The following is a 23,031-nucleotide window of genomic DNA, read 5'->3' as shown; positions in this document are numbered from 1 at the left end:
ACAGAGAGGCACCTCCTGCGATGACGACCACCTCCACCGGCCCCGAGGTCACCTCCTCCAGCGTCACCGGCCCGACGGTGCTGACCGGGACACCGGTGGTGCCCGGGGTCGCCCTGGGCCCGGTCGTCAAGCCGCACGGGGCGGTGCAGCTGCCCGGTGAGGACGCCCAGCCGGTGGCCGAGGCCGACCGCGCCGGGGAGAAGGAGCGCTTCACCGCCGCCGCCGAGGTGGTCGCCGGCCGACTGTCCGAGCGGGCCGCGGCCGCCAGCGGCGTCAGTGCCGCGGTGCTGGGGACGACGGCCGGGCTCGCCCGGGACCGCGGGCTGCTGTCCACGGTGGAGCAGCGGATCGACGGCGGCGCCTCGGCCGCGGTGGCCACGGTGGGCGCCGCGCAGCAGTTCGCCGAGCTGTTCGCCAGCCTGGGCGGGCTGATGGCCGAGCGGGTCACCGACGTCAACGACGTCCGGGACCGGATCGTGGCCGAGCTGACCGGGCAGTCCGAGCCCGGCGTGACCAACCCGGACACCCCGTCGGTGCTGCTGGCCGACGACCTGGCCCCGGCCGACACCGCGGGTCTGGACCCGACCCGGATCGTCGCGCTGGCCACCCGGCTGGGTGGCTCGACCAGCCACACCGCGATCATCGCCCGCCAGCTCGGGCTGCCCTGCGTCGTCGCCGTCGGTGGGCTCAACGACGTCGCCGAGGGTGCGCTCGTCCTGGTCGACGGCGAGCAGGGCACCGTCACCGTCGATCCCGACCAGGACGAGGCCCGCGCCCGGGTCGAGGCCGCGCGCGTCGCCGCCGAGGCGCTGTCGGGCTACGAGGGCCCGGCGACGACGTCGGACGGGCACGCCGTCCAGGTGCTGGCCAACGTGCAGGACGGCGCCGGGGCCCGGGCCGCGGCCGCCGCGCACGCCGAGGGCGTGGGCCTGCTGCGCACCGAGCTCGCCTTCCTCGGCCACGCCGAGGAGCCCACCGTCGAGGAGCAGGCCCAGGGCTACGCGGCGGTGTTCGAGGCCTTCGCCGGCCGCAAGGTCGTGCTGCGCACCCTGGACGCCGGGTCGGACAAGCCGCTGGCCTTCGCCACCCCGCCGGACGAGGCCAACCCGGCCCTCGGCGTCCGCGGCCTGCGCACCTCGCGGCTGGACCCGGGCATCCTGACCCGCCAGCTCGACGCCGTGGCCCAGGCCGCCGCGCAGACCGACTCGACCCCCTGGGTCATGGCGCCGATGGTGTCCACGGTCAGCGAGGCCGCCGAGTTCGCGGCGCTGGTGCGCGAGCGCGGGATGGTGCCCGGCGTGATGGTCGAGGTGCCCTCGGTGGCACTGCTGGCCGACCGGTTCCTGCAGCACCTGGACTTCCTGTCCATCGGCACCAACGACCTGTCGCAGTACACGCTGGCCGCCGACCGGCTCTCCGGCGACCTCGCCGACCTCACCGACCCGTGGCAGCCGGCGCTGCTGCGGATGGTGCAGCTCACCGCCGAGGCCGGCCAGCGGGTCGGCAAGCCGGTCGGGGTGTGCGGTGAGGCCGCGGCCGACCCGCTGCTGGCCTGCGTGCTGGTGGGTCTGGGGATCACCTCGCTGTCCTGCGCGGCGTCCTCGGTCGCCGGCGTCGGCGCCAAGCTCGCCACGGTCAGCCTGGCGACCTGTCAGCGCGCCGCCGAGGTGGCCCTGGAGTCCGACGACCCGCAGGCCGCCCGCGCCGCCGTCCGCGAGGTGCTGGACGCCGCTGCCGGCTGATCCGGGAACCGCTCCGCGAGCCCCTGTCGACCACCACGGTCGGCAGGGGCTCGCGGCGTCTGGGGGGGGTGTGGCGTCGGACACCATTCGTAGATCTTTACGGCTTTGGGGTGAACATCCGTAGGACAGGGGCCGACATCACCATCGTTCCGTTGGAATGAACCGGCACATGCTTGCTTTAATACAGACGTAACAACCACCCAGCAGCACGGAAGAAGGAACACCCCATGAGCAGCGTCACCAGCACCTGGCGTCAGCGTCGTCAGGCGTCGCGGACCCGTCGGGCCCTGGACAAGGCTCTCGCCCGCAGCAGCAGCCCCGCGATGCGCGACGACCTGCTGACCCTGGCCAACAGCCAGTTCAACACCGTCGTCCGGTAAGGACCCCCTCGCTCCCCACGACGCGCTCCGCGCGCCGCGGGCCCCTCCGAGGGGGCCGCACAGCAATCGACCCCGACTCCGTCACGGAGTGCGGGGTCGTTCGCTGTCTCAGGCCTCGGTGAGGCGCAGGCGGAGGGCGGTCTGCTCCTCCGGGCCGAAGCCGCGCTCGGCGAGCCAGCCGGCGGCGCCGCCGTGGTCGGCGTCCAGCAGGTCCAGCAGGCGGCGCATCGAGTCCGCCCGCGGGGTGTGGCTGGCCACGTCGCGGCGCGCCATGTCCTGGGCGTAGGTGGGCCGGGCGGCGAGCTTGCCCACCACGTCGTCGATCCGCTCGGCGGTCAACGCGTAGTCGGCCACGACGGCCTCCCGCTCGACCCCGGCGACCTCCAGGGCCAGCGCGCACACGACGCCGGTGCGGTCCTTGCCCGCGGCGCAGTGCACCAGGGCCGTGCCGGACGCCGCGGTGATCGCGCGCAGCGCGCCGACGACGTTGTCCGCCCCGTCGGTCAGGTAGCCCAGGTAGGAGCGGACGGCGGGGGTCTCGGTCTCGTGCTCGGCGGCGACGCTGCGGGGCAGCAGGCTCTCCAGCCAGCCCTCGGGCAGGTCGACGTCGGCGTCGTCCTCGGCGGCGTAGACGTCGGTGTACGTGCCTGCCTCGGGCAGCAGGGTGAAGTGCCGGTGGGCGATCTCGGGCTGGTCGCGCAGCGGCCCGCGCCCCTCCAGGCGCACCTCGGCGCTGCTGCGCAGGTCGACCACGTCGGTCACGCCCAGGTCGTCGACGAGCACCACGACGTCGTGGTCGGTGAGCTCCTGCAGGTCGTCGCTGCGCAGCACCCGCCCGGGCACCGTGGTGCCGCCGTCGGTCAGCGGCAGGCCGCCCAGGTCGCGGGTGTTCGTCGTCCCCTGCAGGGGCAGCCAGCGGGCGTCGTCGGGCACGGGGTCGAACCTAGTGCGGGAGTCGGTTGCGGGTCGGGAGCACCTCGGAACGCACCGGCTCCTAGGGTGGTCCCGCTCACCGGACACACAGGCGTGCCCGGGGCACCCCAGCGAGGAGGCCGCCGTGGCGACCCAGGACGTGCGCACCGAGGCCGACCCGTCGGGCATGCAGGCCCGGGTGGTCCGCAAGGTCGCGATCCGGCTCATCCCGTTCCTCGGGCTGGCCTACTTCCTCAACTACGTCGACCGCACCAACATCGGGTTCGCCAAGCTCACGATGAGCGCCGACCTCGGGCTCACCGAGACGATGTTCGGCCTGGCCAGCGGCCTGTTCTTCATCGGCTACCTGCTCTTCGAGGTGCCCAGCAACATCGCGCTGCACCGGTTCGGCGCCCGCCGGTGGATCGCCCGCATCCTGGTCACCTGGGGCATCATCGCCGCCGCGATGGCCTTCGTGCCCAACGCGACCACGCTGTACGTCGCGCGCATCCTGCTCGGCGTCGCCGAGGCCGGGTTCTTCCCCGGGATCATGCTGTACCTGACGTTCTGGTTCCCCCGGTCGGTCCGGGTGCGCCTCACCGGGCTGTTCATGATCGCCCTGCCGGCCTCCAGTGCGCTGGGCGCCCCGATCGCCGGGGCGATCCTGCAGTACGCCGACGGCTTCCTCGGCCTGGCCGGCTGGCGGGTCATGTTCCTGGTGCTCGGCCTGCCCGCCGTCCTGTTGGGCATCGCGGCCTGGTTCTACCTGACCGACCGCCCCAAGGACGCCGACTGGCTCGCCGCCGACGAGCGGCAGTGGCTCGACGACACGATGGCCGCCGAGCAGCAGGCCACCCAGGCCGGCGGGAAGCACCGGGTCCGCGACTCCCTCAAGGACCCCCGGGTGTGGGCACTGGGCCTGGTGTACTTCGGCGTCACCTACGGCCTCTACGCGCTGAGCTTCTTCCTGCCGACCATCGTCGCCGGGTTCGCCGAGTCCTTCGACACCACCTTCTCCATCCTGGAGAACGGGCTGATCGTCGCCGTCCCCTTCGCGATCGGCGCGGTGGCGATGGTGTTCTGGTCCCGGCACTCCGACCGCACCGGTGAGCGGGTCTGGCACGTCGCGCTGCCCGCCCTGCTCGGCGCGGTGAGCATCCCGGTGGCGCTCTACATGGAGTCCCCGCTGGCCACGATGGCCGTGATCACGGTGACCGCGATCGGCGTCTTCTGCGCCCTGCCGGTGTTCTGGTACCTGCCCTCGACCTTCCTGGCCGGCGCCGGTGCCGCGGCCGGGATCGCGCTGGTCAACACCCTGGGCAACAGCTCGGGCTTCGGGGCGCCGTACATCACCGGCTTCCTGCTCGACGCCACCGGCAACAGCCGGGCCGGGCTCTGGGTGGTCGGCGTGATGATGCTGATCGCCGGGCTCACCGTGCTCGCACTGCGTGGACGGCTGCGCGCCGCGGACACCGACCGCCTCCCGCGCTGACGCCCTTCGATCAGCTGGGACGACCACCGTGCGTCCTCCTCCACCGACGTCGGTGGAGGAGGACGCACGTCCGTCGTCGGAGCTGATCGACGCCGGTGAGCGGTCGACCCCTGACGAACGTCACGGGTGACCCGTGCGGACGGCGGCGCAGGTCGTGAGGGACGGCACCTGTGCCGGGCGCGGTGAGGCAGGAACGTCGTGGGTGACCGAGAACGAGTCACCAGCAGGAGGACGACGATGCAGCCCGCCACCGCACCACCGACCACGGCCACCGGCACCCCGACAGGCACCGCCCCGGTCATCGAGGTCGCCGACCTGCGCCGCTCCTACGGCGACTTCGAGGCCGTCCGCGGCATCTCCTTCGAGGTGCACCGCGGCGAGGTCCTCGCCCTGCTCGGGGTCAACGGCGCCGGCAAGACCTCCGCGCTGGAGGTGCTGGAGGGCCTGAGCCCCGCGTCCGGGGGCACCGTCCGGGTGCTCGGCGCCGACCCGGTCCGCGACCGGGCGGAGGTGCGCCCGCACCTCGGGGTGCTGCTGCAGACCAGCGGCCTGCCCGGCGACCTGACCGCCGGGGAGACGCTGACGACCTGGGCCGGCACCCTCACCGCGCCCCGCCCGGTCGCCGAGGCCCTCGAGCAGGTCGGGCTCACCGGCCGCGCCGACGTCAAGGTGCGCTCGCTGTCCGGCGGTGAGCGGCGTCGGCTGGACCTCGCGCTCGCCCTGCTCGGCCGGCCCAGCGTCGTCGTCCTCGACGAGCCGACCACCGGGCTGGACCCCGAGTCCCGCCGCCGGGTGTGGGAGCTGGTGCAGGGCCTGGTCGCCGAGGGCGCCGCGGTGCTGCTCACCACCCACCACCTGGAGGAGGCCGAGGAGCTCGCCGACCGGGTCGCCGTGATGCGGGAGGGCCGGATCGTGCTCGCGGGCACCCAGGCCGAGATCGCCGAGACCCAGCTCGCCACCATCCGCTTCGCCCTGGACGACGACGCCCCGGAGCCGCCGGTGCCCTCCGGCGTCGAGGTGACCCGCGCCGGCCGTCGCGTCGAGTGGCACACCGGGGCGTTGCAGCCGGTGCTCGCCGGGCTGCTGGCCTGGGCCGCCGAGCACGGCGTCGTGCTGCGCACCCTCCACGCCCGCGCCGGTTCGCTGGAGCAGGCCTTCCTCGCCGTCGCCGACGGCACCCACCCCGCAGTCCGCACCCAGCAGGAGGAGACCCGATGAGCACCGCCACGCTCGAGCGCCCGACCACCGGCCCGTCCCGGATCGCCCGGGTCCGGTCCCTCGCCACCGCCGAGACCCGGCTGCTGCTGCGCAACCGCACGGCGCTGGTCAACTCCGTCGTCCTGCCGCTGCTGCTCGTCGCGGTCGTCCCGGTCCTGGGCCTGGGCGACGGCGACACCCCGCTGGGCCCGCTGCTGGTGCAGGCCTCGGTCGGCATCACGCTGATCTACCTGACCTACTACAACCTGGTCACCACGTACGTGGCCCGCCGCGAGGACCTGGTGCTGCAGCGGATGCGCACCGGTGAGCTGACCGGCACCGAGGTGCTCGCCGCGACCGCCGCGCCCACGCTGCTGGTCAGCATCGGGCAGATCCTGGTCGTCGCCGCGGGCGTGCTGGTCCTGGGCGAGTGGACCGCGCCGGCCGACGTCGTGCTGCCGCTGGTCGCCGTCCTCGGCGGGGTCGTGCTGATGGTGCTGCTGGCCGCGGCCAGCACGTCGTTCACCCGCACCCCGGAGGCCGCGCAGATCACCACGCTGCCGATCGTGCTGGTCAACACCGCGCTGTCGGGCATCCTCTACCCGCTGAGCATCTTCCCCGAGGCGCTGGCCACCGTCGCCCGCTTCCTGCCGGTCACCCCGGTCATCGAGCTGCTGCAGCTGGGCCTGGCCGGCACCACCTGGGACGGCGAGGTCGTCTCCGGCGGTGAGCTGTGGAGCTCCGCCCTGCAGCCCCTGGCCGTCCTCGCCGCCTGGATCGTCGTGGGCGCCGTGGTCGCGGCGAAGGGCTTCCGGTGGGCACCCCGCCGCTGACGGCGCCGCCGCGGCACGGTCGGTACGGCAGCATGGCTGCCGTGCCGACCGTCTCGCGCTGGTGGCGCAGCCGCACCGACCCGCAGCGGATCGAGCTGTACACCCGGTGGTCCTACTACTCGGCGCTGCTCGGACTGCCCCCGCTGCTGCTGTTCGCCGTGGCCCCGGGCTGGTCCGCGGCCGGGACCGTGCTGCCGGTGCTGCTGCTCGTCGGCACGGTGGGCACCGCGGCGGCCTGCCTCTGGGTGGTCCGCGCCCTGCTGGACGCCCGGCACCGGCCCGGCGCCCCGGGCCCGGACCGCGCGCAGCTGGCCCTCCTGCTCGTCCCGGCCGCGCTGACCGCGGCCGCCGCGGTCGCCGCCGTCGACGGCGGGCCGCCCTCCCCGTCGGCCCCGGGCGCGGTGGGCATGCTCGGCGGCGCGGTGGTGCTCGTGCTGTCGGTCAGCTGGGCGATGCGCCGGCTCACCTGGGCCTCGGCGGTGACCGGGGCGGTCGCCGGGGCGGTCTCGGTGGCCGAGGGCAACCCGCTGGTCTCCGGGGTGGTCGCGGGGGTGGCCATCGGGATCGCGCTGTGGGCGGTCGCCGCGGCCTTCCGCTTCACCGTGTGGATCCTCGACGTCGTCCAGGAGATGGAGCGCACCCGCGGGGTCGCGCTGCAGCTCGCCGTCGCCGAGGAGCGGCTGCGCTTCGCCCGCGACCTGCACGACGTGATGGGCCGCAACCTGTCGGCCATCGCGGTGAAGAGCCAGCTGGCCGCCGAGCTCGCCCGCCGTGGCCGGGACGGCGCCGCCGACGAGATGGACGGCGTGGGCTCGTTGGCCGAGTCCTCGCTGCGCGAGGTGCGCGAGGTCGTCCGCGGCTACCGGGCCACCGACCTCGCCTCCGAGCTCGCCGGGGCCCGGTCGGTGCTGCGCTCGGCCGGGGTCGCCACCACCGTCACCGGTGAGGACGACGTCGCCGCCGTGCCGGCCCCGGTCCAGGAGCTGCTCGGCTGGGTGGTCCGCGAGTCGGTCACCAACGTGCTCCGGCACTCCTCGGCCGGACGCTGCGACATCGGCCTGACCACCGACCACGAGGGGACGACGTTGACCGTGCGCGACGACGGGGCCGGTGCACCCGCGACCTGGGGCAACGGGCTCACCGGGCTCTCCGAGCGGCTCACCGCCAGGGGTGGCCGCCTGCAGGCCGGGCTCGCGGACGGCGGCTTCGTCGTCCGGGCGGAGGTGCCGGCGTGACCGTCCGGGTGTTGCTGGCCGACGACGAGAACCTCATCCGCTCCGCGCTGGCCGCCCTGCTGGGCCTGGAGGACGACGTCGAGGTGGTCGCCCAGGCCGCCTCGGGCCCGGAGGCGCTGGCGATGGCCCGGGCGCACGGCCCCGACGTGTGCGTGCTGGACCTGCAGATGCCCGGTCAGGACGGCATCTCGGTGGCCGCGGAGCTGCGGACGGTCCTCCCGGCCTGCCGGGTCGTCATCGTCACCGGGCACGGCCGGCCCGGGCACCTCAAGCGGGCGCTGGAGGCCGGGGTGCGCGGGTTCCTGCCCAAGACGGTCAACGCGGCGGTGCTGGCCGACGTCGTGCGCACCGTGCACGGCGGGGGCCGCTACGTCGACCCCGAGCTGGCCGCGGAGGCGATCAGCGCCGGGGACTCACCGCTGACCCCGCGGGAGGCCGACGTGCTCGAGCTGGCCGCCGGTGGCGCCCCGGTCGAGGAGATCGCCGCGCGGGCGCACCTTTCCCCGGGCACGGTGCGCAACCACCTGTCGGCCGCGGCGACGAAGCTGGGGGCGCCGAACCGGCACGCGGCGGTGGACGCCGCGCGCCGGCACGGCTGGATCTAGCCGCTCAGCTGTTGTCGGGCTCGGCCACCGCGTCGTCGTCCTGCGCGGCGTCGTCGGTGGTCAGCGTGGTGTCCTGCGCGCCCTGGTCGGGGGCGTCGTCGCCGGGGCGGCCGTCGACCAGGTTGTCGGGGTTGCTGGGGGAGTCGGCCGGGTCGGTCGTGGGGTCGGTCATGTCCGGTGCCCTGCCCGCGGGGCCGGCCCCCGACACGTCAGCGGTGCCGGCGGGCGCGCAGGCTCAGCAGCGCGACGATCAGACCGCCGAGCACCGCGGCGGCGACGAGGGCGATCACCAGCGGCAGGTCGACCACGCCGAAGACCAGGCTGACCCGCACCGACTGGGTGTTGAAGACGACGAACAGCACCAGGACCACGGTCAGCGCGACCAGCAGCACGGCGCTGACGGTCCGCCCGGCGCTGCTGCCCCGCTTCTTCGGTGCGGGGGTTGTCGCGGGGTCGCCGGAGAGGGGTGCGCTGGTCACGGGAGAACGGTAGGGGAGCCGGGGGCTCAGCGCGCGGCGGCCGCGACGGCGGCGTCGACGAGCCGCTCGGCCAGCTGGCGGCCGTGGCTGGCCGGCCCGTCGGGGCCCAGCAGGCCGCCGGAGAGGTACATGCCGTCGATGATCAGGTGCACCTGGGCGGCGAGGTCGTCGCCGTGGCCGGGGACCAGCTCCTCGGACAGGTTCACCAGCCGCAGGTGCAGCTCGTACTTGTAGTCCGCGGCCGCCGAGCGGGCCGGGTGCTGCGGGTCGTCGTACTCGCTGCTGACGTTGGTGAACGGGCAGCCGCGGAAGCCGGTGCGGGTGACGTCCTTCTCCACCACGTCGACGACGGCCAGCAGCGCGCCCCGCGGGTCGTCGGCGAACCGGTGGGTCTCGGCGTCGAGGTAGCCCAGGACGGTGGCGGCCTTGCGCGCCAGGTAGGCGCCCACCAGGTCGTCCTTGCTCTTGAAGAGCCGGTAGACCGTCATCTTGCCCAGCCCGGTCTCCCGGACCAGCTCGTCCATGCCGACGCTGCGCGAGCTGCGGCCGGCGAAGAGCCGGTCGGCGGTGTCCAGGACGATCGCCTGACGCTCCTCGCGGCTGCGCCGCACGGGCAGCGGGCTGCCCTGTGAGTCGACGCCCCGGTGGAGGTCGTCGGCCGTGGATGACGCGTGGTCGAGGGCGAGGGCGGCGGTCACGTCAGGGATGGTGCACGGCTGCGTGACGGAGCAGTTCACGGCACGCCGGTGTGTCGGCATCACGACCCAGGGTCACGAACACGCATGTGGTGGCCGGGTTCGAGGTGGTCGGTGGGGCCGGTGTGACCCGGTCCGTCACACCGCGCCGGGCACTGCCGAGTGGGCCTGCCGAGGGTCAGGCCCGGCGGGTGCGGCGGGGGTTGGCCAGCATCCGGGCGATCGGGGCAGCCGGTGACGGGGGCGGCTCCTCGCTCTGGGTGCCCCGCGCGGTGGGGACGTCGTCGTCGGCCCGGTGCTGCTGTTCGTCTGGCGTCATCCCCCCAGGATGCCCCCGGGGGGCAAGCCCCGGCCAGGGAACGCCCGGTGGGGCACCCCGGCGGGTCAGGCGGTGTGTTCGGGGACCCGCGGGACGGCGCCGTGCGCGCTGGGCTCGGGCCGGACGGCGGTGTGCCGGTCGCGGGTGGCCACCAGCACCACGGCCCAGATCAGCACCGCGATCGAGACGACGAAGAAGCTCGGCGGCAGGTCGATCATCGCCGAGAGCAGCAGCCCGACCCAGACCGAGGCCAGCGCGAACGCCACCGCGAGCCCGGCCACCCGGCCCGGGCGTGCGGTCAGCCGCAGCGCTGCGGCAGCAGGGGTGACCACCAGCGCGAACAGCAGCAGCGTGCCGACGACCTGGACGGCCATCGTGATGGTCAGGGCGAGCAGGACGACGAAGGCCACCCCCAGCGCCCGCACCGGCACCCCGCGGGCCTCGGCGACGGCGGGGTCGACCGAGGCGAACACCAGCGGGCGGGCGATGACGGCCAGGGCGACGACGACCACCACGGTGAACAGCCCGAACAGCCACAGCTGGTCCCGGCTGATCGCCAGCAGGTTGCCGAAGAGCACGTTGGTGGTGGTGCTGGCGTTGGCCGTGGCCAGCGAGGCGAACAGCACGCCCAGCCCGGTCGCCCCGGCCAGGATGGTGCCGGTGGCGATCTCGCGTTCGGCCACCCGCTTGCCGAACAGCCCGATCAGCAGACCGCCGCCGACGCAGAAGACCGCCAGGCCCAGGGTGACCGGGGCGCCGACGAGGATCGCGCCGGTGGCGCCGGGGAAGCCGATGTGCGCCAGCGCGTGCGCGGCGAAGGCGTTCTGCCGGGTGATGACGAAGTAGCCCATCAGCCCGGCGGTGAGCGCGACCATGGTGCCGCCGATGAAGGCGTGCTGCATGAAGGTCGTCTGCAGGACCTGCAGCCAGTTCTCCTGGAAACGCACGGGGCTCCTTCAGCCGCTGCGGGTGAAGAGGTCACCCTGCGCGGTCCGGACGACACGCACGCGGGTGCCGTAGAGGTGGGTCAGCAGGTCCTCGGTGACGACCTCGCCGATCGAGGCGTGGTGCGGGTGGCCGTCGAGCAGGTAGACCGCGTCGGTGAGGACCGGCAGCAGGGGGTTCAGGTCGTGCGCCACGACCATGATCGTCACGGCCCGCTCGCGGCGGAGCTCGCCGAGCAGGGTGACGATCTCGTGGGAGTTGCGCAGGTCCAGGTTGGCCAGCGGCTCGTCCAGCAGGAGCAGCTCGGCGTCGTCCACGATGGCCTGGGCGATCGCGACCCGCTGCTGCTGGCCACCGGACAGCTCGCTCATCCGGCGGTCGGCGTACCCGGCGGCCCCGACCCGGCGCAGCGCGTCGTCCACCCGGGCGTGCTCGGCCGCGGTGGTGCGCCGGATGCCGAAGCGGGTGCCGGTGACGCCGAGGGCGACCAGGTCACGGGCCCGCACGGCCTCACCGAGCGCGGCGGTGTAGTTCTGCGGCACGTAGCCGATCCGGCGGTCCCCGGCGCGGGGCGTGCGGCCCAGCACCTCGATCCGGCCGGTCGCGGCCGGCAGCAGACCCAGTGCGAGCTGGAAGAGGGTGGTCTTCCCGGCCCCGTTGGGCCCGATGACGCCGACGACCGCGCCGGCCGGCACGGTCAGCGAGCCGTCGGACCAGACCTGCCGGCCACCGCGGACGACGGAGACCCCGTCCAGCACCAGGGCCGGAGCCGGGGAGCTGGACGGGGTCTGCGTCGAGGAGCTCTGTGTCACTGACCCCCACCGAGTGCGTCTGCGAGCTGCTGCAGCTGGGCCAGCTGCCACTCCTCGAAGGAACCAGCATCCTCCGGGACCGATTCCGTGACCTCGACGACCGGCACGCCGGCCGACTCGGCGGCGGCGCGCAGCTGGTCGGGGACGGCGCCCTCGGTCTGGGTGTTGAACACCAGCACGTCGATGCTGCCGTCGGCCAGGGCGGCCTCGAAGGCGGCCACGTCGCCGGCAGCCGGGTCGCTCTCGTTGCTGGCGGCGTCCCGGTAGCCCTCGGGGGTGGCGTCGGTGAGCCCGACGGCCGTGGCGGTGTAGTCGAAGACCGTCTCGGTGGCCGCGTAGCTCTTCCCGGCGGCCAGCTGCTCGAGGCCGGCGAGCTCGTCGGTGTAGGGCTGCATCGAGGTCGTCCAGGCGGTGGCCTGCTCGGCGAAGTAGTCGGCGGCGTCGGGGGAGAGGTCGCTGAGGGCGTCGGTGACGGCCTCGGCGGTCTGCTGCACGTAGTCCGGGGAGTACCAGAGGTGCGGGTTCACCGAGCCGTGGCCCTCCTCGCCCTCGGCGTGGCCGTCGTCCTCGGCGTGCCCCTCCTCCTCGATGCCGACCACCTCGGCAGCGTCCACCACGACGGGGGCGGGGTCCAGGTTGGCCACCGCGTCCGAGGCCCAGTGGTCGTAGTCCGCGCCGTTGACGACCACGAGGTCGGCGTCCTCGAAGCCCGCGACGTCCCCGGTGCTGGGCTCGTAGTCGTGCGGGTCGACCGCGGTGGAGTTGATCACCGTGGTCACGTTCGCGCAGTCCCCGGCCAGGGAGCGGACGACGTCGCCCCACTGGTCCACGGACACGACGACGTCGAGGACGTCGCCCGGGCAGTTCGCGGAGTCCGCCTCGGTCGTGTCGGTGCCCCCGGCCGCACCGGAGGAGCAGGCGGCCAGGCCCAGGGAACCGGCGGTCAGGACGGCGAGGACGGTGGTGCGGGGGGACACGATGGCACTCCAGGGAACGACTGGTGGGAATGATTGTCAGAACCATAACCCCCTCAGGCCAGGGCGCGCACCAGCGGGTCCCACACCTCCGGCGGGAGACCGGCGCCGCTGTAGACGCTGAACCGGTCGACCACGCCCTCGTAGCGGCGCAGCACCTCCGGGGCCACGTCCTCGGGGTCGGCGACGACGGCGAACGTGCCCAGCACCTCGTCGTCCACGAGCTCGGCCATCGCCTCCCACTTGTCCTCCCGCCGGGAGGTGGACAGCGCGTTGAGCTCGTCGCCCAGGTCCTCCCAGCCGTGCAGCTCGAGCACCGGGCGGTAGGCCGGGGTGCTGCCGTAGAAGGCGATCTGGGCGCGCACCGCGGTGCGGGCGTCGGCCCGTTCGGCGTCGTCCCGGCCGGCGACGACGAACCCCGGCAGGCTGACCTGGACCTGCTCACGGGTGCGCCCGGAGAGCTCCAGGCCCTCCTGCAGGGCGGGGAGGGTGCGCTCGCGCAGGTAGCGCTCGGTGGTGAAGCCGTGCGCGAGCAGGCCGTCGCACAGCTCGCCGGCCAGCCGGGTCATCAGCGGCCCGACCGCGGCCAGGTGGACCGGGGGTGCGCCCCACTCGTGCCGGGGTGGGGTGAACGTCGGCGTCATCAACGTGTGCCGGTAGTGCTCGCCGCGGAACCGGAGCGGGACGTCGTCGGCCGACCAGGTCGCCCAGATCGCCCGCAGCGCACCGACGTACTCCCGCATCCGGGCCGCCGGGGCCGACCACGGCATGGAGAACCGGCGCTCGACGTGCGCCTTCACCTGCGTGCCCAGCCCCAGCACGAACCGGCCCCTGCTGGTCCGCTGCAGGTCCCACGCGGTGTACGCCAGCGTCATGGGAGAGCGGGCGAAGGCCACCGCGATGGCCGAGCCGACCTGGACCCGCTCGGTGGCCAGCGCCGCGGCGTGCAGCAGCAGGAAGGGGTCGTGGGCGACCTCGGAGGCCCAGACCCCGGCGTAGCCGCGGTCCTCGAGCAGGCGGGCGGTGCCGGCGACGTCGTCGGTCCCGGCGGTGAGCAGTGACGCGTCGAGCAGCATGCCCGGATGGTGCCGCAGGCCACAGCGGGGTGGCCAGCGTCCGGCCGTCCTCACTACCGTGCGGCGATGACCACGAGCACCCTGCTGACCGGTCTGCTGGCCGACCTCGCCGCCGAGGGTGCCGCGCTGGACGCCGTCGTCGCCGACCTCGACCCGGCCGGCTGGGCGACCCCCACCCCGGCCGCCGGCTGGACCGTCGCGCACCAGGTCGCCCACCTGGCCTGGACCGACGACGTGGCCCTGCTCGCCGCCACCGACCCGGACGCCTTCCGCGCGCTGCCCGACACCCACGGGATGGTCGACGACGCTGCTGCAGCGGGTGCGGCGGTGCCCCCGTCCGAGCTGCTGGACCGCTGGCGGAGCGGTCGGCGGGCGCTGGCCGACGCGCTGGTGGCCGTGCCCGCCGGCACGTCGCTGCCCTGGTACGGCCCGCCGATGAGCGCGGCCTCGATGGCCACCGCCCGGCTCATGGAGACCTGGGCGCACGGCGTCGACGTCACCGACGCCCTGGGGCTGCCTCCCTCGTCCACGGACCGGCTGAAGGCCGTCGCGCACCTCGGCGTCCGCACCCGGGCGTTCGCGCACACCCAGCACGGGCTGCCCGCCCCGACCGGGGACGTCCGTGTCGAGCTGACCGCCCCGTCCGGCGCGCTGTGGACCTGGGGCGAGCCCTCCGCTGCCGACCGGGTCACCGGCCCCGCGCTGGACTTCTGCCTGCGGGTGACCCAGCGCCGAGCACCCGGTGGGCTGCAGCTGCAGACCACCGGGGTCGCCGCAGCCCGGTGGATGGACGTGGCCCAGGCCTACGCCGGACCCCCGGGCGCAGGCTCGGCGCACCGTTCCCTGCCGCGGGACCCCACGTCGTACCGGAAGCCGACCGCCCCGCCGCGCGCCGGCGGCGCGGGCCGGCAGCCCGGGGTCAGGCCTCGCTGATCCGGTTCGCCGGGTCGACGCCGGACTCGGCGTCGGCGGTGTCGCGGTCGCCCTCGGCGGCGTCCTCGGTGTGCGGGGTGCGGCCGGCGCTCTCGGTCGGGGTGGTGGTGTCGGAGCCCTCGGCGGGGTCCTCGGAGTGGGTGGGCGTGGTCTCGGTCATGCCCCGACCGTGCCCGATGGGTGTGCGGGCCAACCGTCAGACCGGGCGGGCCGCCGGGAGCCGGGGCAGTGCGGCGCGGACCGCGTCGTCGTCGGGCAGCCCGCCGCGGGCCCCGGCGCCGGTGGTCGACAGCGCGGCCGCGGTGGCTGCGTAGGCGACGGCGGTGGGCAGGTCGGCGCCGGCCGAGAGTGCCTGGCAGAGCGCGCCGCAGAAGCAGTCGCCCGCGCCGGTGGTGTCGACCGGCTGCACCGCCAGCGGGGGCTGGTGCAGCGCCGGACCGTCGGCCGGGACGACGAGGGCGCCGTTGCCGCCCAGGGTGACCACGACCGCCGGTGACGCCAGTCCGCGGGCCAGGTCGACCAGCCCGGCGAGGTCGGCGGCGTCGGAGCCGGCGAGCTCCGCCAGCTCGTGCTCGTTGGGCACCAGCACGTCGACGGCGGCGAGCAGCTCGGCCGGCAGTGGCTGTGCCGGCGCCGGGTTGAGCACCACGGTGCCGGTGGTGGCCCGGGCGGCGGCGAGCACGGTGTCCAGCGGGGTCTCCAGCTGCAGCAGCAGCACGTCGGCGCGGTGCACGCTCTCGACGGTCACGTCGGCCGCGCTCAGCTCGGCGTTCGCGCCGGGGACGACGACGATCAGGTTCTCCCCGCCCTCGGCCTCGACCGGGATCGTGGCGCTGCCGGTCGGCACGCCCGGGGTGCGCAGCACCCGGCCCACGTTCACCCCGGCCTCGGCCAGCGCTGCCAGCTGACGATCGGCGGCGTCGTCCGAGCCGACCCGCCCGACCATGTGCACCCCGCGGCCCAGCCGCCCGGCCGCCGCGGCCTGGTTCGCGCCCTTGCCGCCGGGCAGCACCTCGACCGCACTGCCGATCACGGTCTCCCCGCGCCCGGGGAGCCGGCGGACGGTCACCACGACGTCCTCGTTCAGGCTGCCGACGACGGTCACGCTCACGCTGCGATCACGCGGGGGAGCCTAGGTGGGGCCGCCGTCCCCGGGGGTCATCGGTGGGAGGTGGGCCGTCCGGGTGGGCACCCGGTGCCGCCACCAGTCCGGGGCCTCGGACAGCCAGGTGTCACCGAGGTCGGTGAGCCGGCCGTCGCTGCGCAGCGAGGCCCAGCCCATGGCGGTGCGGATGCCGGCGGCCACCATCGTCTGCTTGGTGGCCAGGCCGAGGCGGCGGTGCTCGGGGGCGACGTAGACCTGCTCGACGACCCCGGTGGGCGGGTCCCAGCGCAGCGCGCAGACCTGGTTGGACCAGGCGATGTCCAGGGCGGTGAAGGTGTCGGCGCCCATCACGGCGCCGTCGGGGTGGTGTGCGGTGGAGAAGCCGATGAGGTCCAGGCGGCCCGGACGGTCGGGGGACGCGGGCACCAGCACGCACCACAGGTGCGGCGCCTCGGGTGCGACGGCGCGGGCGACGACGACCGACGACGGCACCCGCCCGGGGACGGGCACCCGGGCCTGGAGCGCCCAACCGGCCGGTCGCTGCGGCGGGCCGGGCAGGTCCACGACGGTCCCGTCCGGGAACTCGTCGGTGGCCATGCCGGTGAGCGTGTGGCCGGGGGAGTCGCCGTCCCGGTGGCGCGCGTACCAGAACGCGCCACCGGGACGGGTCATCGCCGGTGGGTCAGTTCGCGCGGCTGCGACGGCGGCCGGCCGCGACCGCACCGGCCCCGACCGCGAGCAGGCCGGCACCGGCCAGTGCCATCGGGACGGTGTCGGTGCCGGTCCGGGCCAGCTGGGGGCCGGCGGTGGCGACCGGGGTGACCACCGGGGTGAGGGTCGGTCCGGTCGGTGCCGGCGCGGCCGGTGCGCCGTTCACCACGGGCAGCACGAGGGCGGCCTGGGTGTCGGCGACGGACTGGGCGGCGGTGACCGTGAAGGACACCGGGGTGCCGGAGAACTGCAGGCCGGACGCCGTGGTGGTCTGCGTGATCGTGTACGTACCGGGCAGGTACAGACCGGGGAACACCAGCCGGCCCTGGGCGTCCGTGGTGGCCGAGACGAGCTGCGCCGGGTCGGTGCAAGGGGCGTCGGGGACCGTGCACAGCGTGTAGGTCGCGCCGGCGACGGGTGCGCCGGCCGGGGTGGACGTGGCCACCGCGATGGTCCGGTAGGCGCCGGGGTCCTGGAAGGTGACGGAGGATTCGGTGAAGGGGCCGTCGGGCGCCTCCTCGACCTCGGGGGCGACGTTCTGGGGTGCGTCCACGGTCGGGTCGATCCCGTCCGCGACCTGGTCCTGGGAGGACGGGTCGAAGGGGTCGACCCCGGTGGCGGTGGCGCTGGGCAGACCTTGCCCGTCGGTCTCGCCGTAGACGACCTCGTCGCCGTTCTCGGGCAGCAGCAGCTGTCCGGAGGTGGGAGCGGTCAGCTGCTCGATGGTGAACGTGGACCGGGGGAAGAGACCGACCTGGGAGTAGTCGGCGTCATCCGGGTCCTCGCCCTCGGGGACGGGGAAGACGCACACGCCGTCGACGTCGGTGGTGCAGACCTCGCTCGCGGGCACGTCCTCGCCGAAGAACTCGTCGGGTGGGCCCCCGTTGACGGTCTCGTAGGTGAAGCGGATGGTCGCCCCGGACAGGTCCAGTTCGTCAGGGTCGACGTCGGCAGGCAGGTTGCTCCCGTCCGCCCGGATGGCCAGCTGCGCCTTCCCGACACCGAACTGCACCCGGTCGTCCGGAGATCCCAGCCCCAGCACCGGGGAGCCGGTCAGGATCCGCGGGGCGGAGGCGTCCGCGGGGACGGCCGGCACGGCGGCATCGGTGGTGCCCTGCATGGCCAGTGCGGCGGGCGCGCAGACGCCACCCAACGCGAGGGCGCCCAGGGTGAGGGCCGCGGCTTGGCAGGACCTGCGGCCCGACAGCAGCAGACCTCGTCGGTTTGTGTTCACGGGGGACCCTCCAGCGGGCCTCGGCGCCGATCGGTTCGGCGGATCGCGCCCACGATGACCGACGTGGGCCACATCTCACGTGCGCCACGACGAACGACACCCGTTCGTGGGGCGGTTGGGGCTCCTGGGGGTTCCGGAGCACTGCGTTCCGCAACAGGGCGTACTGCCCGCGGGGCCGTAGCGTCGTGGACGTGCCGCTGGCCCGCAACGACCCCGCCCAGTACGACGAGCTCGCCGACACCTGGTGGCAGCCCGCCGGCGGGTTCGCGATGCTGCACTGGCTGGCCGCCTCGCGGGCCCACCACGTGCCCCCGGCCGGGCACCCCGACGCCGTCCTGGTCGACCTGGCCTGTGGCGGTGGGCTGATGGCCCCGCACGTGCGGCGGCTGGGCTACCGGCACGTGGGCGTGGACATCGGCGCCGCCGGGCTCGCGACGGCCCGTGAGCACGGGGTCTCCGCCGTCCGCGGCTCGGTGCTCGAGGTGCCGCTGGCCGACGGGTGCGCCGACGTCGTGGTGTGCGGCGAGGTGCTCGAGCACGTGGCCGACGACGTCACGGTGCTGGGTGAGTGCGCCCGGTTGCTGCGACCGGGCGGGGTGCTGGTCATCGACGCGATCGCCGACTCCCGGCTGGCCGGTCCGGTCGCGGTCGGCATCGGTGAGCGCATCCCCGGCGGGCCGCCCCCCGGCATCCACGACCCGGCGTTGTTCGTCGACCGGCGGCGGCTGCTGGCCGCCGCCGACCGGCTGGGCCTGGAGCTCCGGCTGGTCGGGCTGCGGCCCTCGGTGCGAGGGCTGGTCGCGTGGAAGCGGGGCCGGGCGGCGGTGGTGGAGATGCGGCAGATGCGGTGGACCGGGATCCTCTTCGCCGGCTACGGCCGCAAGCGACCCGGCGCGGCCCCGGCTGCGCACGTACCGTCGACCGGGTGATCTCCCGCCTGGTCCCCGCGCGATGACCGACGCGGTGCTCACCGGCGCCGGCCACGCGCTGCCGGCCGCCTACACCCAGGACGACGTCTGGGACGGCTTCTTCGCCGAGCACTACGCCGACCTGCGCTCGGCCCGCCGGGTCTTCGCCGGCTCCGGGGTCACCACCCGGCACGCGGTGGCCAACCCGGTGCACGAGGACCTCTCCCGGTGGGGCACCGGAGCCCGGATGGAGCGCTTCATCACCGAGGCGCTGCCGCTGGGCAAGCAGGCCGTGGCCGGCGCCCTGGACTCCGCGGGGCTCGCGCCCGGCGACGTGGGGCTGTTCGCCGTCGCCACCTGCACCGGGTACGCCACCCCCGGCCTGGACATCCGGCTGGCCAGCGACCTGGGCATGCCGGCCGGCCTGGAGCGCCTGCTGGTCGGGCACATGGGCTGCTACGCCGCCCTGCCCGGTCTGGCCGCGGTCAGCGACTACGTCGCTGCGCGCTCACGCCCCGCCGTCCTGCTCTGCTGCGAGCTCACCAGCCTGCACGTGCAGCCGGCCCGCAACGACCTCTCCCAGGTCGTCGCGCACGCGCTGTTCAGCGACGCGGCGACCGCGGTCGTCCTCGAGCCCGGGGCCCGGCGCGGCATGCGGGTCGCCGGGGTCGTGGCCCGCACCGACCACGCCACGGCCGACCACATGACCTGGGACGTCACCGACCTGGGCTTCAAGATGGGCCTCTCCCCACGCGTGCCCGACGTCCTCGCCCGGCACGTGGGCGACGTCGTCCAGGAGCTGCTGGACACCGCCGGACTGCAGGTCGCCGATGTCGCCGGCTGGGCCGTGCACCCCGGCGGGCCGCGGATCCTGGACGTCGCCCGCGACCAGCTGGGCCTCACCGAGGAGCAGATCGCGCCGTCCCGTCGGGTGCTCGCCGAGCACGGCAACTGCTCCTCGGCGACCGTCCTGCTGGTGCTCGAGGAACTGGGCGACGTCGACGGTCCGGTCGTGGCGATGGCCTTCGGGCCGGGACTGACGCTCTACGCGACGCTGCTGCTGCCCGTCTGACCCGGACGGGACCGTGGTGACCGGGCGGGGGCAGGGCCCGGTCGGACAGGTGGTCGGGGGTGGTGCCGGGTCAGACCCGGTGCACCAGTCGGGGGCTCGGCCGGCCGGCCGGCCGGCGCAGCAGGGCCTTGCCGCGGGCGCCGACCAGCACCAGGTCCGCGCCGCGGGCCGCTCCGGTGAGGGCTCCCAGCAGTGCGGCGTCCACGACCGAGGTGCGGGACCGGCCGCGCACCCCGGTCTCGTCCTCGGCGCGCACCAGCGCCGCGGCGGCGACGGCCGTGACCTGGTCGGAGCCGAGCCCGGGCGCCAGCACGCCCACGGCGAGCACGGTCCCGTCGCGCCGCGCGGCTTCGCGCAGCGACCAGACGAGGGCGTCGTGTGCGGCGGGGGACCCGTCGGTGACGACGAGCAGGGTGGGGCGTTCCCGCCGGGCCACGCGGGGCCCGACGTCGCCGACGGGGGCGGTCACCCCGGACGACGGGAACGCATCAGTACCGCTCATGCCGTGATGGTGACCGGTCCGTCACCGGGATGCGAGACCCGGCACGCCGGGGTCAGCGTCTGTGAGCGCTCACAGTCGTACCGTCCGGGACCGCCACGGCGCGCCGGGACTCAACGCAGCGGGATGATCACCAGGCGCTGCCCCGCCGCCAGTCGCAGACCAGCCGCAGCGTGGGGTCCAGCTGGACCGGTGTCTCCGGGGTGGGCAGCACGAAGACCCGGGAGGCGTCCCCGGCGGTGATGCCGTCCGGGGTGAGCGCACAGAGCGGGCCCTCCCAGCGGGTCCAGCCGCGGGACTCGTAGAGCCCGGCGCCGTCGGTGCTGGCGGCCAGCGCACCCAGCTCGCTGCCGCCGGTGACCAACCGCTCGACCTCGGCCATCACCGCGCCGGCCACGCCCTGCCGGCGGGCCGACGCGGCGACCCCGACGGCCTCGACGTAGCCGGTGCGCAGCGCGCGGTCACCGAGCAGCAGCTGGCGACCGACGACCGCCCCGTGCCCGACCAGCTCGCCGTCCCGGCGGGCCAGCACGTGCAGGCCACCCAGGGCGTGGCTCCAGTGGTCGTCCCGGAACCCGTCGGTGAAGGTCGCCTCCAGGAACCGGCGCAGCTCTGCGCGTCCGGCGGTGCCGAGGTCCGCCGAGGGCAGGGTGGTGACGACGAGGCCGGTGTCCGACGGGCTGCTCACCCCGACAGCCTCGGTCAGCGACGCACGCTTTGCAGGCCGCGCGTGAGCCGGGCGATCTCGTCGAGCATCGCGGTCGCGCCGGCCTCGAGCTCGGCGTTGCCGACGAACTCCCCGTCCTCGTCGATGAACTGGGTGAAGAACGGGATGGTCGCGGCCTCGACGACCGGGACCATCCGCAGGGCGCCCAGCACCGGCTTCAGGGCCGCGGCCGCCCGGGTGCCGGCCGAGACCCCGCCGTAGGAGACGAGCCCCGCGGCCTTGTCGGCCCACTCGTGGAAGAGGAAGTCCAGGGCGTTCTTCAGCGCGCCGGGGATCGAGTGGTTGTACTCGGGGAAGACGAACACGAAGGCGTCGGCGCGGCTGATCGTCGCCGACCAGGCCTTCGTGTGGTCCTTCGTGTACTGGCGCAGGCGGGGGTGGTTGGGCTCGTCGAGCACCGGGAGCCCGGCCTCGGCCAGGTCGACCAGCTCGACGTCGAAGTCGCCGTGGGCCTCGGCACGGGCGGCGACCCAGCGGGCGACCGCGATGCCCTTGCGGCCGGGGCGGGTGCTGGCGGCGACGACCTGCAGGACGGGACGGGACACGGCGGGGCTCCTCGAGGTGCTGGTTGAGCTCTCAACGTACGCCCGGGGAGCCCGGACACGACACAGGCCCCGGTCCGTGGGACCGGGGCCTGATGGGGAGAGCGGGTGACGAGAATCGAACTCGCACTGTCAGCTTGGGAAGCTGATGTTCTACCATTGAACTACACCCGCGCGCGCTCCAGACAGTACCGGACGCACACTCGGCAGGTGATCCCCGACCCGTACGACGGCTTCCCGCCCGGCTTCTTCGACCGCGCCGACGACAGCCCGGACGGCGTCTTCTACGCCCCGCCGCGGCTGGTCACCCACATCGACGACCGGGCGATCGCCGCGGTCGGCGCGCTGTACACCGAGCTCGGGCTGACCGGCCGGGTGCTGGACCTGATGAGCTCCTGGGTCTCGCACTTCGAGCACCCGCCGGCCGAGCTGGTGGTGCTCGGCATGAACGCCGCCGAGCTGGAGGCCAACCCGGTGGCCACCGAGCGGGTGGTGCACGACCTCAACGTCGACCCGCGCATCCCGCTGCCCGACGCCGACGTCGACGCCGTCGTCTGCTGCGTCTCGGTCGACTACCTGACCCGGCCGATCGAGGTGCTCGCCGAGGCCGCCCGGGTGCTGCGGCCCGGCGGCACGCTGGCGGTCACCTTCTCCAACCGGTGCTTCCCGTCCAAGGCGGTGCGCGGCTGGCTCGGCACCCCCGACGAGCAGCACGGGCCGCTGGTCGCCGAGCTCGTCCGCCGGGCCGGCGGGTTCGGCGAGGCCACGGTCGCGCTGCGCACCCCGCCCGGACGGCGCGGGGACCCGCTGTGGGCGGTGACCGCGGTCAGGTCCTGACCGCGGTGTGCCGCTCCAGGAAGTCGAAGATCCGCGGCCAGGCCTCCTCGGCGGCGCTGGTCACGTACGACGTCCCCGGGAGCGGCACGAACCCCAGCAGCCTGTGGTCCCCGGTCAGGAACGAGTGCGCCGCACCCGGGTAGGTGCTCACCTCGTGCTCGACCCCGGCCGCGGTCAACCGCGCCTCCAGAGCCGGCCCCGCCCCCGACAGCGTCCTGTCCCGCTCGCCGTAGCTGGCGATCACCGGCGGGCAGCGGGTCAGGTCGAGGTCCTCGGCCGGCGGCTGGCCGTAGTTGGCGCTCACCGCGCGCAGTCCGGCGGGCGCCAGCGAGCCGATGAGCAGGGCGAAGGCACCGCCCATGCAGAAGCCGATCGCCGTCGTCCGGTCGCCGTCCACGTCGTCGCGGGCCCCGAGCCACTGCTGGACGGCGACGAGGTCGTCGACCACCGCGCCGGGTCGGCCGCCGACCATCTCCCGCATCGACCGGACCAGGCAGCCCAGCTTGTTCCCGGCACTGAAGACGTCGGGGACGACGGCCACCCAGCCCCGGTCGGCGAAGGTGCGGCCCACCTCGGTGATCTCCGGGGTCAGCCCGAAGGCCTCGTGCACGACGAGGACCCCCGGCCAGCCGCCCGCGGGGGCCTCCCCGTCGGGGCGCACCACCAGCGCGCGCATGGACCGCCCGTCGCTCAGCGGGACGGAGACCTGCTGCGGTGCTGCGGACATGAGAGTCCTCTCATCGGGTTCTCACCAGGAGGTCACCACC

General features: G+C 74.9%; 24 protein-coding genes and 1 tRNA gene. 10 read left to right on the top strand and 15 right to left on the bottom strand.

What is annotated here, in order from left to right; translation table 11 throughout:
* Nucleotides 1-20: 20 nt before the first annotated feature.
* A complete protein-coding gene (locus F1C76_07410) occupies nucleotides 21-1,742 on the top strand; it encodes a phosphoenolpyruvate--protein phosphotransferase (GenBank protein QNG36437.1) in 1,722 nt (573 codons plus the stop codon).
* A 488-nt stretch (nucleotides 1,743-2,230) separates the two neighbouring features.
* Here the strand turns inward: F1C76_07410 and F1C76_07405 are convergent, their stop codons facing one another.
* Nucleotides 2,231-3,223: a tyrosine-protein phosphatase gene (locus F1C76_07405; protein ID QNG36436.1), complete on the bottom strand. Its 993-nt coding sequence runs from the start codon at nucleotides 3,221-3,223 to the stop codon at nucleotides 2,231-2,233.
* Between F1C76_07405 and F1C76_07400 the strand changes: the two genes are divergently transcribed.
* From F1C76_07400 to F1C76_07380, 5 genes are all read left to right on the top strand, one after another.
* Nucleotides 3,222-4,526, top strand: coding sequence for an MFS transporter (locus tag F1C76_07400; GenBank protein QNG39080.1), 1,305 nt, complete (start codon nucleotides 3,222-3,224; stop codon nucleotides 4,524-4,526). The two genes, F1C76_07405 and F1C76_07400, sit on opposite strands and share 2 nt — an antisense overlap.
* 237 nt (nucleotides 4,527-4,763) lie before the next feature.
* Entirely contained in the window at nucleotides 4,764-5,744 is a 981-nt protein-coding gene (locus tag F1C76_07395) for an ABC transporter ATP-binding protein (protein ID QNG36435.1), read from the top strand.
* Nucleotides 5,741-6,556 carry an ABC transporter permease gene (locus tag F1C76_07390; GenBank protein QNG36434.1) on the top strand — a complete coding sequence of 272 codons (816 nt, stop codon included), beginning with the start codon at nucleotides 5,741-5,743 and terminating at the stop codon, nucleotides 6,554-6,556. Before F1C76_07395 ends, F1C76_07390 begins: the two co-directional genes overlap by 4 nt.
* Before the next feature lie 41 nt (nucleotides 6,557-6,597).
* Nucleotides 6,598-7,791: a sensor histidine kinase gene (locus F1C76_07385; protein ID QNG36433.1), complete on the top strand. Its 1,194-nt coding sequence runs from the start codon at nucleotides 6,598-6,600 to the stop codon at nucleotides 7,789-7,791.
* Nucleotides 7,788-8,396, top strand: coding sequence for a response regulator transcription factor (locus tag F1C76_07380; GenBank protein ID QNG36432.1), 609 nt, complete (start codon nucleotides 7,788-7,790; stop codon nucleotides 8,394-8,396). The genes F1C76_07385 and F1C76_07380 overlap by 4 nt, the downstream gene beginning before the upstream one ends.
* A gap of 209 nt (nucleotides 8,397-8,605) precedes the next feature.
* On the opposite strand, the gene F1C76_07375 is transcribed toward F1C76_07380, so the two are convergent.
* The 6 genes from F1C76_07375 to F1C76_07350 form a co-directional block, all read right to left on the bottom strand.
* Entirely contained in the window at nucleotides 8,606-8,905 is a 300-nt protein-coding gene (locus F1C76_07375; protein QNG36431.1) for a LapA family protein, read from the bottom strand.
* Nucleotides 8,902-9,633 (bottom strand): TetR/AcrR family transcriptional regulator, encoded by a 732-nt coding sequence (locus F1C76_07370; GenBank protein QNG36430.1) that lies wholly within the window; start codon nucleotides 9,631-9,633, stop codon nucleotides 8,902-8,904. Before F1C76_07370 ends, F1C76_07375 begins: the two co-directional genes overlap by 4 nt.
* A gap of 321 nt (nucleotides 9,634-9,954) precedes the next feature.
* Nucleotides 9,955-10,791, bottom strand: coding sequence for a metal ABC transporter permease (locus F1C76_07365; GenBank protein QNG39079.1), 837 nt, complete (start codon nucleotides 10,789-10,791; stop codon nucleotides 9,955-9,957).
* Nucleotides 10,792-10,845: 54 nt separating this feature from the next.
* Complete coding sequence (locus F1C76_07360) at nucleotides 10,846-11,646, bottom strand: ABC transporter ATP-binding protein (protein QNG36429.1); 801 nt, start codon at nucleotides 11,644-11,646, stop codon at nucleotides 10,846-10,848.
* Entirely contained in the window at nucleotides 11,643-12,572 is a 930-nt protein-coding gene (locus F1C76_07355) for an ABC transporter substrate-binding protein (GenBank protein QNG39078.1), read from the bottom strand. Before F1C76_07355 ends, F1C76_07360 begins: the two co-directional genes overlap by 4 nt.
* Nucleotides 12,573-12,676: 104 nt before the next feature.
* Nucleotides 12,677-13,696, bottom strand: coding sequence for a TIGR03617 family F420-dependent LLM class oxidoreductase (locus F1C76_07350; GenBank protein ID QNG36428.1), 1,020 nt, complete (start codon nucleotides 13,694-13,696; stop codon nucleotides 12,677-12,679).
* 66 nt (nucleotides 13,697-13,762) lie between these two features.
* Here F1C76_07350 and F1C76_07345 point away from each other — a divergent pair, with 66 nt between their 5' ends.
* Nucleotides 13,763-14,629: a TIGR03084 family protein gene (locus F1C76_07345; GenBank protein QNG36427.1), complete on the top strand. Its 867-nt coding sequence runs from the start codon at nucleotides 13,763-13,765 to the stop codon at nucleotides 14,627-14,629.
* 196 nt (nucleotides 14,630-14,825) lie between these two features.
* Here F1C76_07345 and F1C76_07340 read toward each other — a convergent pair whose 3' ends face one another.
* The 3 genes from F1C76_07340 to F1C76_07330 are packed head-to-tail and all read right to left on the bottom strand — an operon-like array spanning nucleotide 14,826 to nucleotide 17,679.
* On the bottom strand, nucleotides 14,826-15,740 hold the full coding sequence (locus F1C76_07340; protein QNG36426.1) for a ribokinase: 915 nt from the start codon (nucleotides 15,738-15,740) through the stop codon (nucleotides 14,826-14,828).
* 21 nt (nucleotides 15,741-15,761) lie between these two features.
* The gene (locus F1C76_07335) at nucleotides 15,762-16,406 is read right to left on the bottom strand and encodes a GNAT family N-acetyltransferase (GenBank protein ID QNG36425.1); all 645 of its coding nucleotides are present in this window, start codon (nucleotides 16,404-16,406) and stop codon (nucleotides 15,762-15,764) included.
* A 10-nt stretch (nucleotides 16,407-16,416) separates the two neighbouring features.
* Nucleotides 16,417-17,679 (bottom strand): LPXTG cell wall anchor domain-containing protein, encoded by a 1,263-nt coding sequence (locus F1C76_07330; protein QNG36424.1) that lies wholly within the window; start codon nucleotides 17,677-17,679, stop codon nucleotides 16,417-16,419.
* A gap of 269 nt (nucleotides 17,680-17,948) precedes the next feature.
* Between F1C76_07330 and F1C76_07325 the strand changes: the two genes are divergently transcribed.
* On the top strand, nucleotides 17,949-18,608 hold the full coding sequence (locus tag F1C76_07325; protein QNG39077.1) for a methyltransferase domain-containing protein: 660 nt from the start codon (nucleotides 17,949-17,951) through the stop codon (nucleotides 18,606-18,608).
* Nucleotides 18,609-18,630: 22 nt separating this feature from the next.
* Nucleotides 18,631-19,659 (top strand): type III polyketide synthase, encoded by a 1,029-nt coding sequence (locus tag F1C76_07320; GenBank protein ID QNG36423.1) that lies wholly within the window; start codon nucleotides 18,631-18,633, stop codon nucleotides 19,657-19,659.
* Between the two features lie 70 nt (nucleotides 19,660-19,729).
* Here F1C76_07320 and F1C76_07315 read toward each other — a convergent pair whose 3' ends face one another.
* The 4 genes from F1C76_07315 to F1C76_07300 all read right to left on the bottom strand — a co-directional run bounded on the left by F1C76_07315 (nucleotide 19,730) and on the right by F1C76_07300 (nucleotide 21,601).
* The gene (locus F1C76_07315; GenBank protein QNG36422.1) at nucleotides 19,730-20,161 is read right to left on the bottom strand and encodes a hypothetical protein; all 432 of its coding nucleotides are present in this window, start codon (nucleotides 20,159-20,161) and stop codon (nucleotides 19,730-19,732) included.
* A 127-nt stretch (nucleotides 20,162-20,288) separates the two neighbouring features.
* Entirely contained in the window at nucleotides 20,289-20,807 is a 519-nt protein-coding gene (locus F1C76_07310; GenBank protein ID QNG39076.1) for a GNAT family N-acetyltransferase, read from the bottom strand.
* 53 nt (nucleotides 20,808-20,860) lie between these two features.
* A complete protein-coding gene (locus F1C76_07305) occupies nucleotides 20,861-21,430 on the bottom strand; it encodes an NAD(P)H-dependent oxidoreductase (protein QNG36421.1) in 570 nt (189 codons plus the stop codon).
* 100 nt (nucleotides 21,431-21,530) lie between these two features.
* A tRNA-Gly gene (locus tag F1C76_07300) sits at nucleotides 21,531-21,601 on the bottom strand.
* Between the two features lie 36 nt (nucleotides 21,602-21,637).
* Between F1C76_07300 and F1C76_07295 the strand changes: the two genes are divergently transcribed.
* The gene (locus F1C76_07295; GenBank protein QNG36420.1) at nucleotides 21,638-22,264 is read left to right on the top strand and encodes a class I SAM-dependent methyltransferase; all 627 of its coding nucleotides are present in this window, start codon (nucleotides 21,638-21,640) and stop codon (nucleotides 22,262-22,264) included.
* On the opposite strand, the gene F1C76_07290 is transcribed toward F1C76_07295, so the two are convergent.
* Nucleotides 22,254-22,991: a dienelactone hydrolase family protein gene (locus F1C76_07290; protein ID QNG36419.1), complete on the bottom strand. Its 738-nt coding sequence runs from the start codon at nucleotides 22,989-22,991 to the stop codon at nucleotides 22,254-22,256. The two genes, F1C76_07295 and F1C76_07290, sit on opposite strands and share 11 nt — an antisense overlap.
* Nucleotides 22,992-23,031 lie beyond the last annotated feature (40 nt).

Source organism: Geodermatophilaceae bacterium NBWT11, from assembly GCA_014218215.1.
Classification (GTDB): domain Bacteria; phylum Actinomycetota; class Actinomycetes; order Mycobacteriales; family Geodermatophilaceae; genus Klenkia.
The sequence above is the reverse complement of the archived record's forward strand: the minus strand, read 5'-3'. Positions and strand labels throughout refer to the sequence as shown.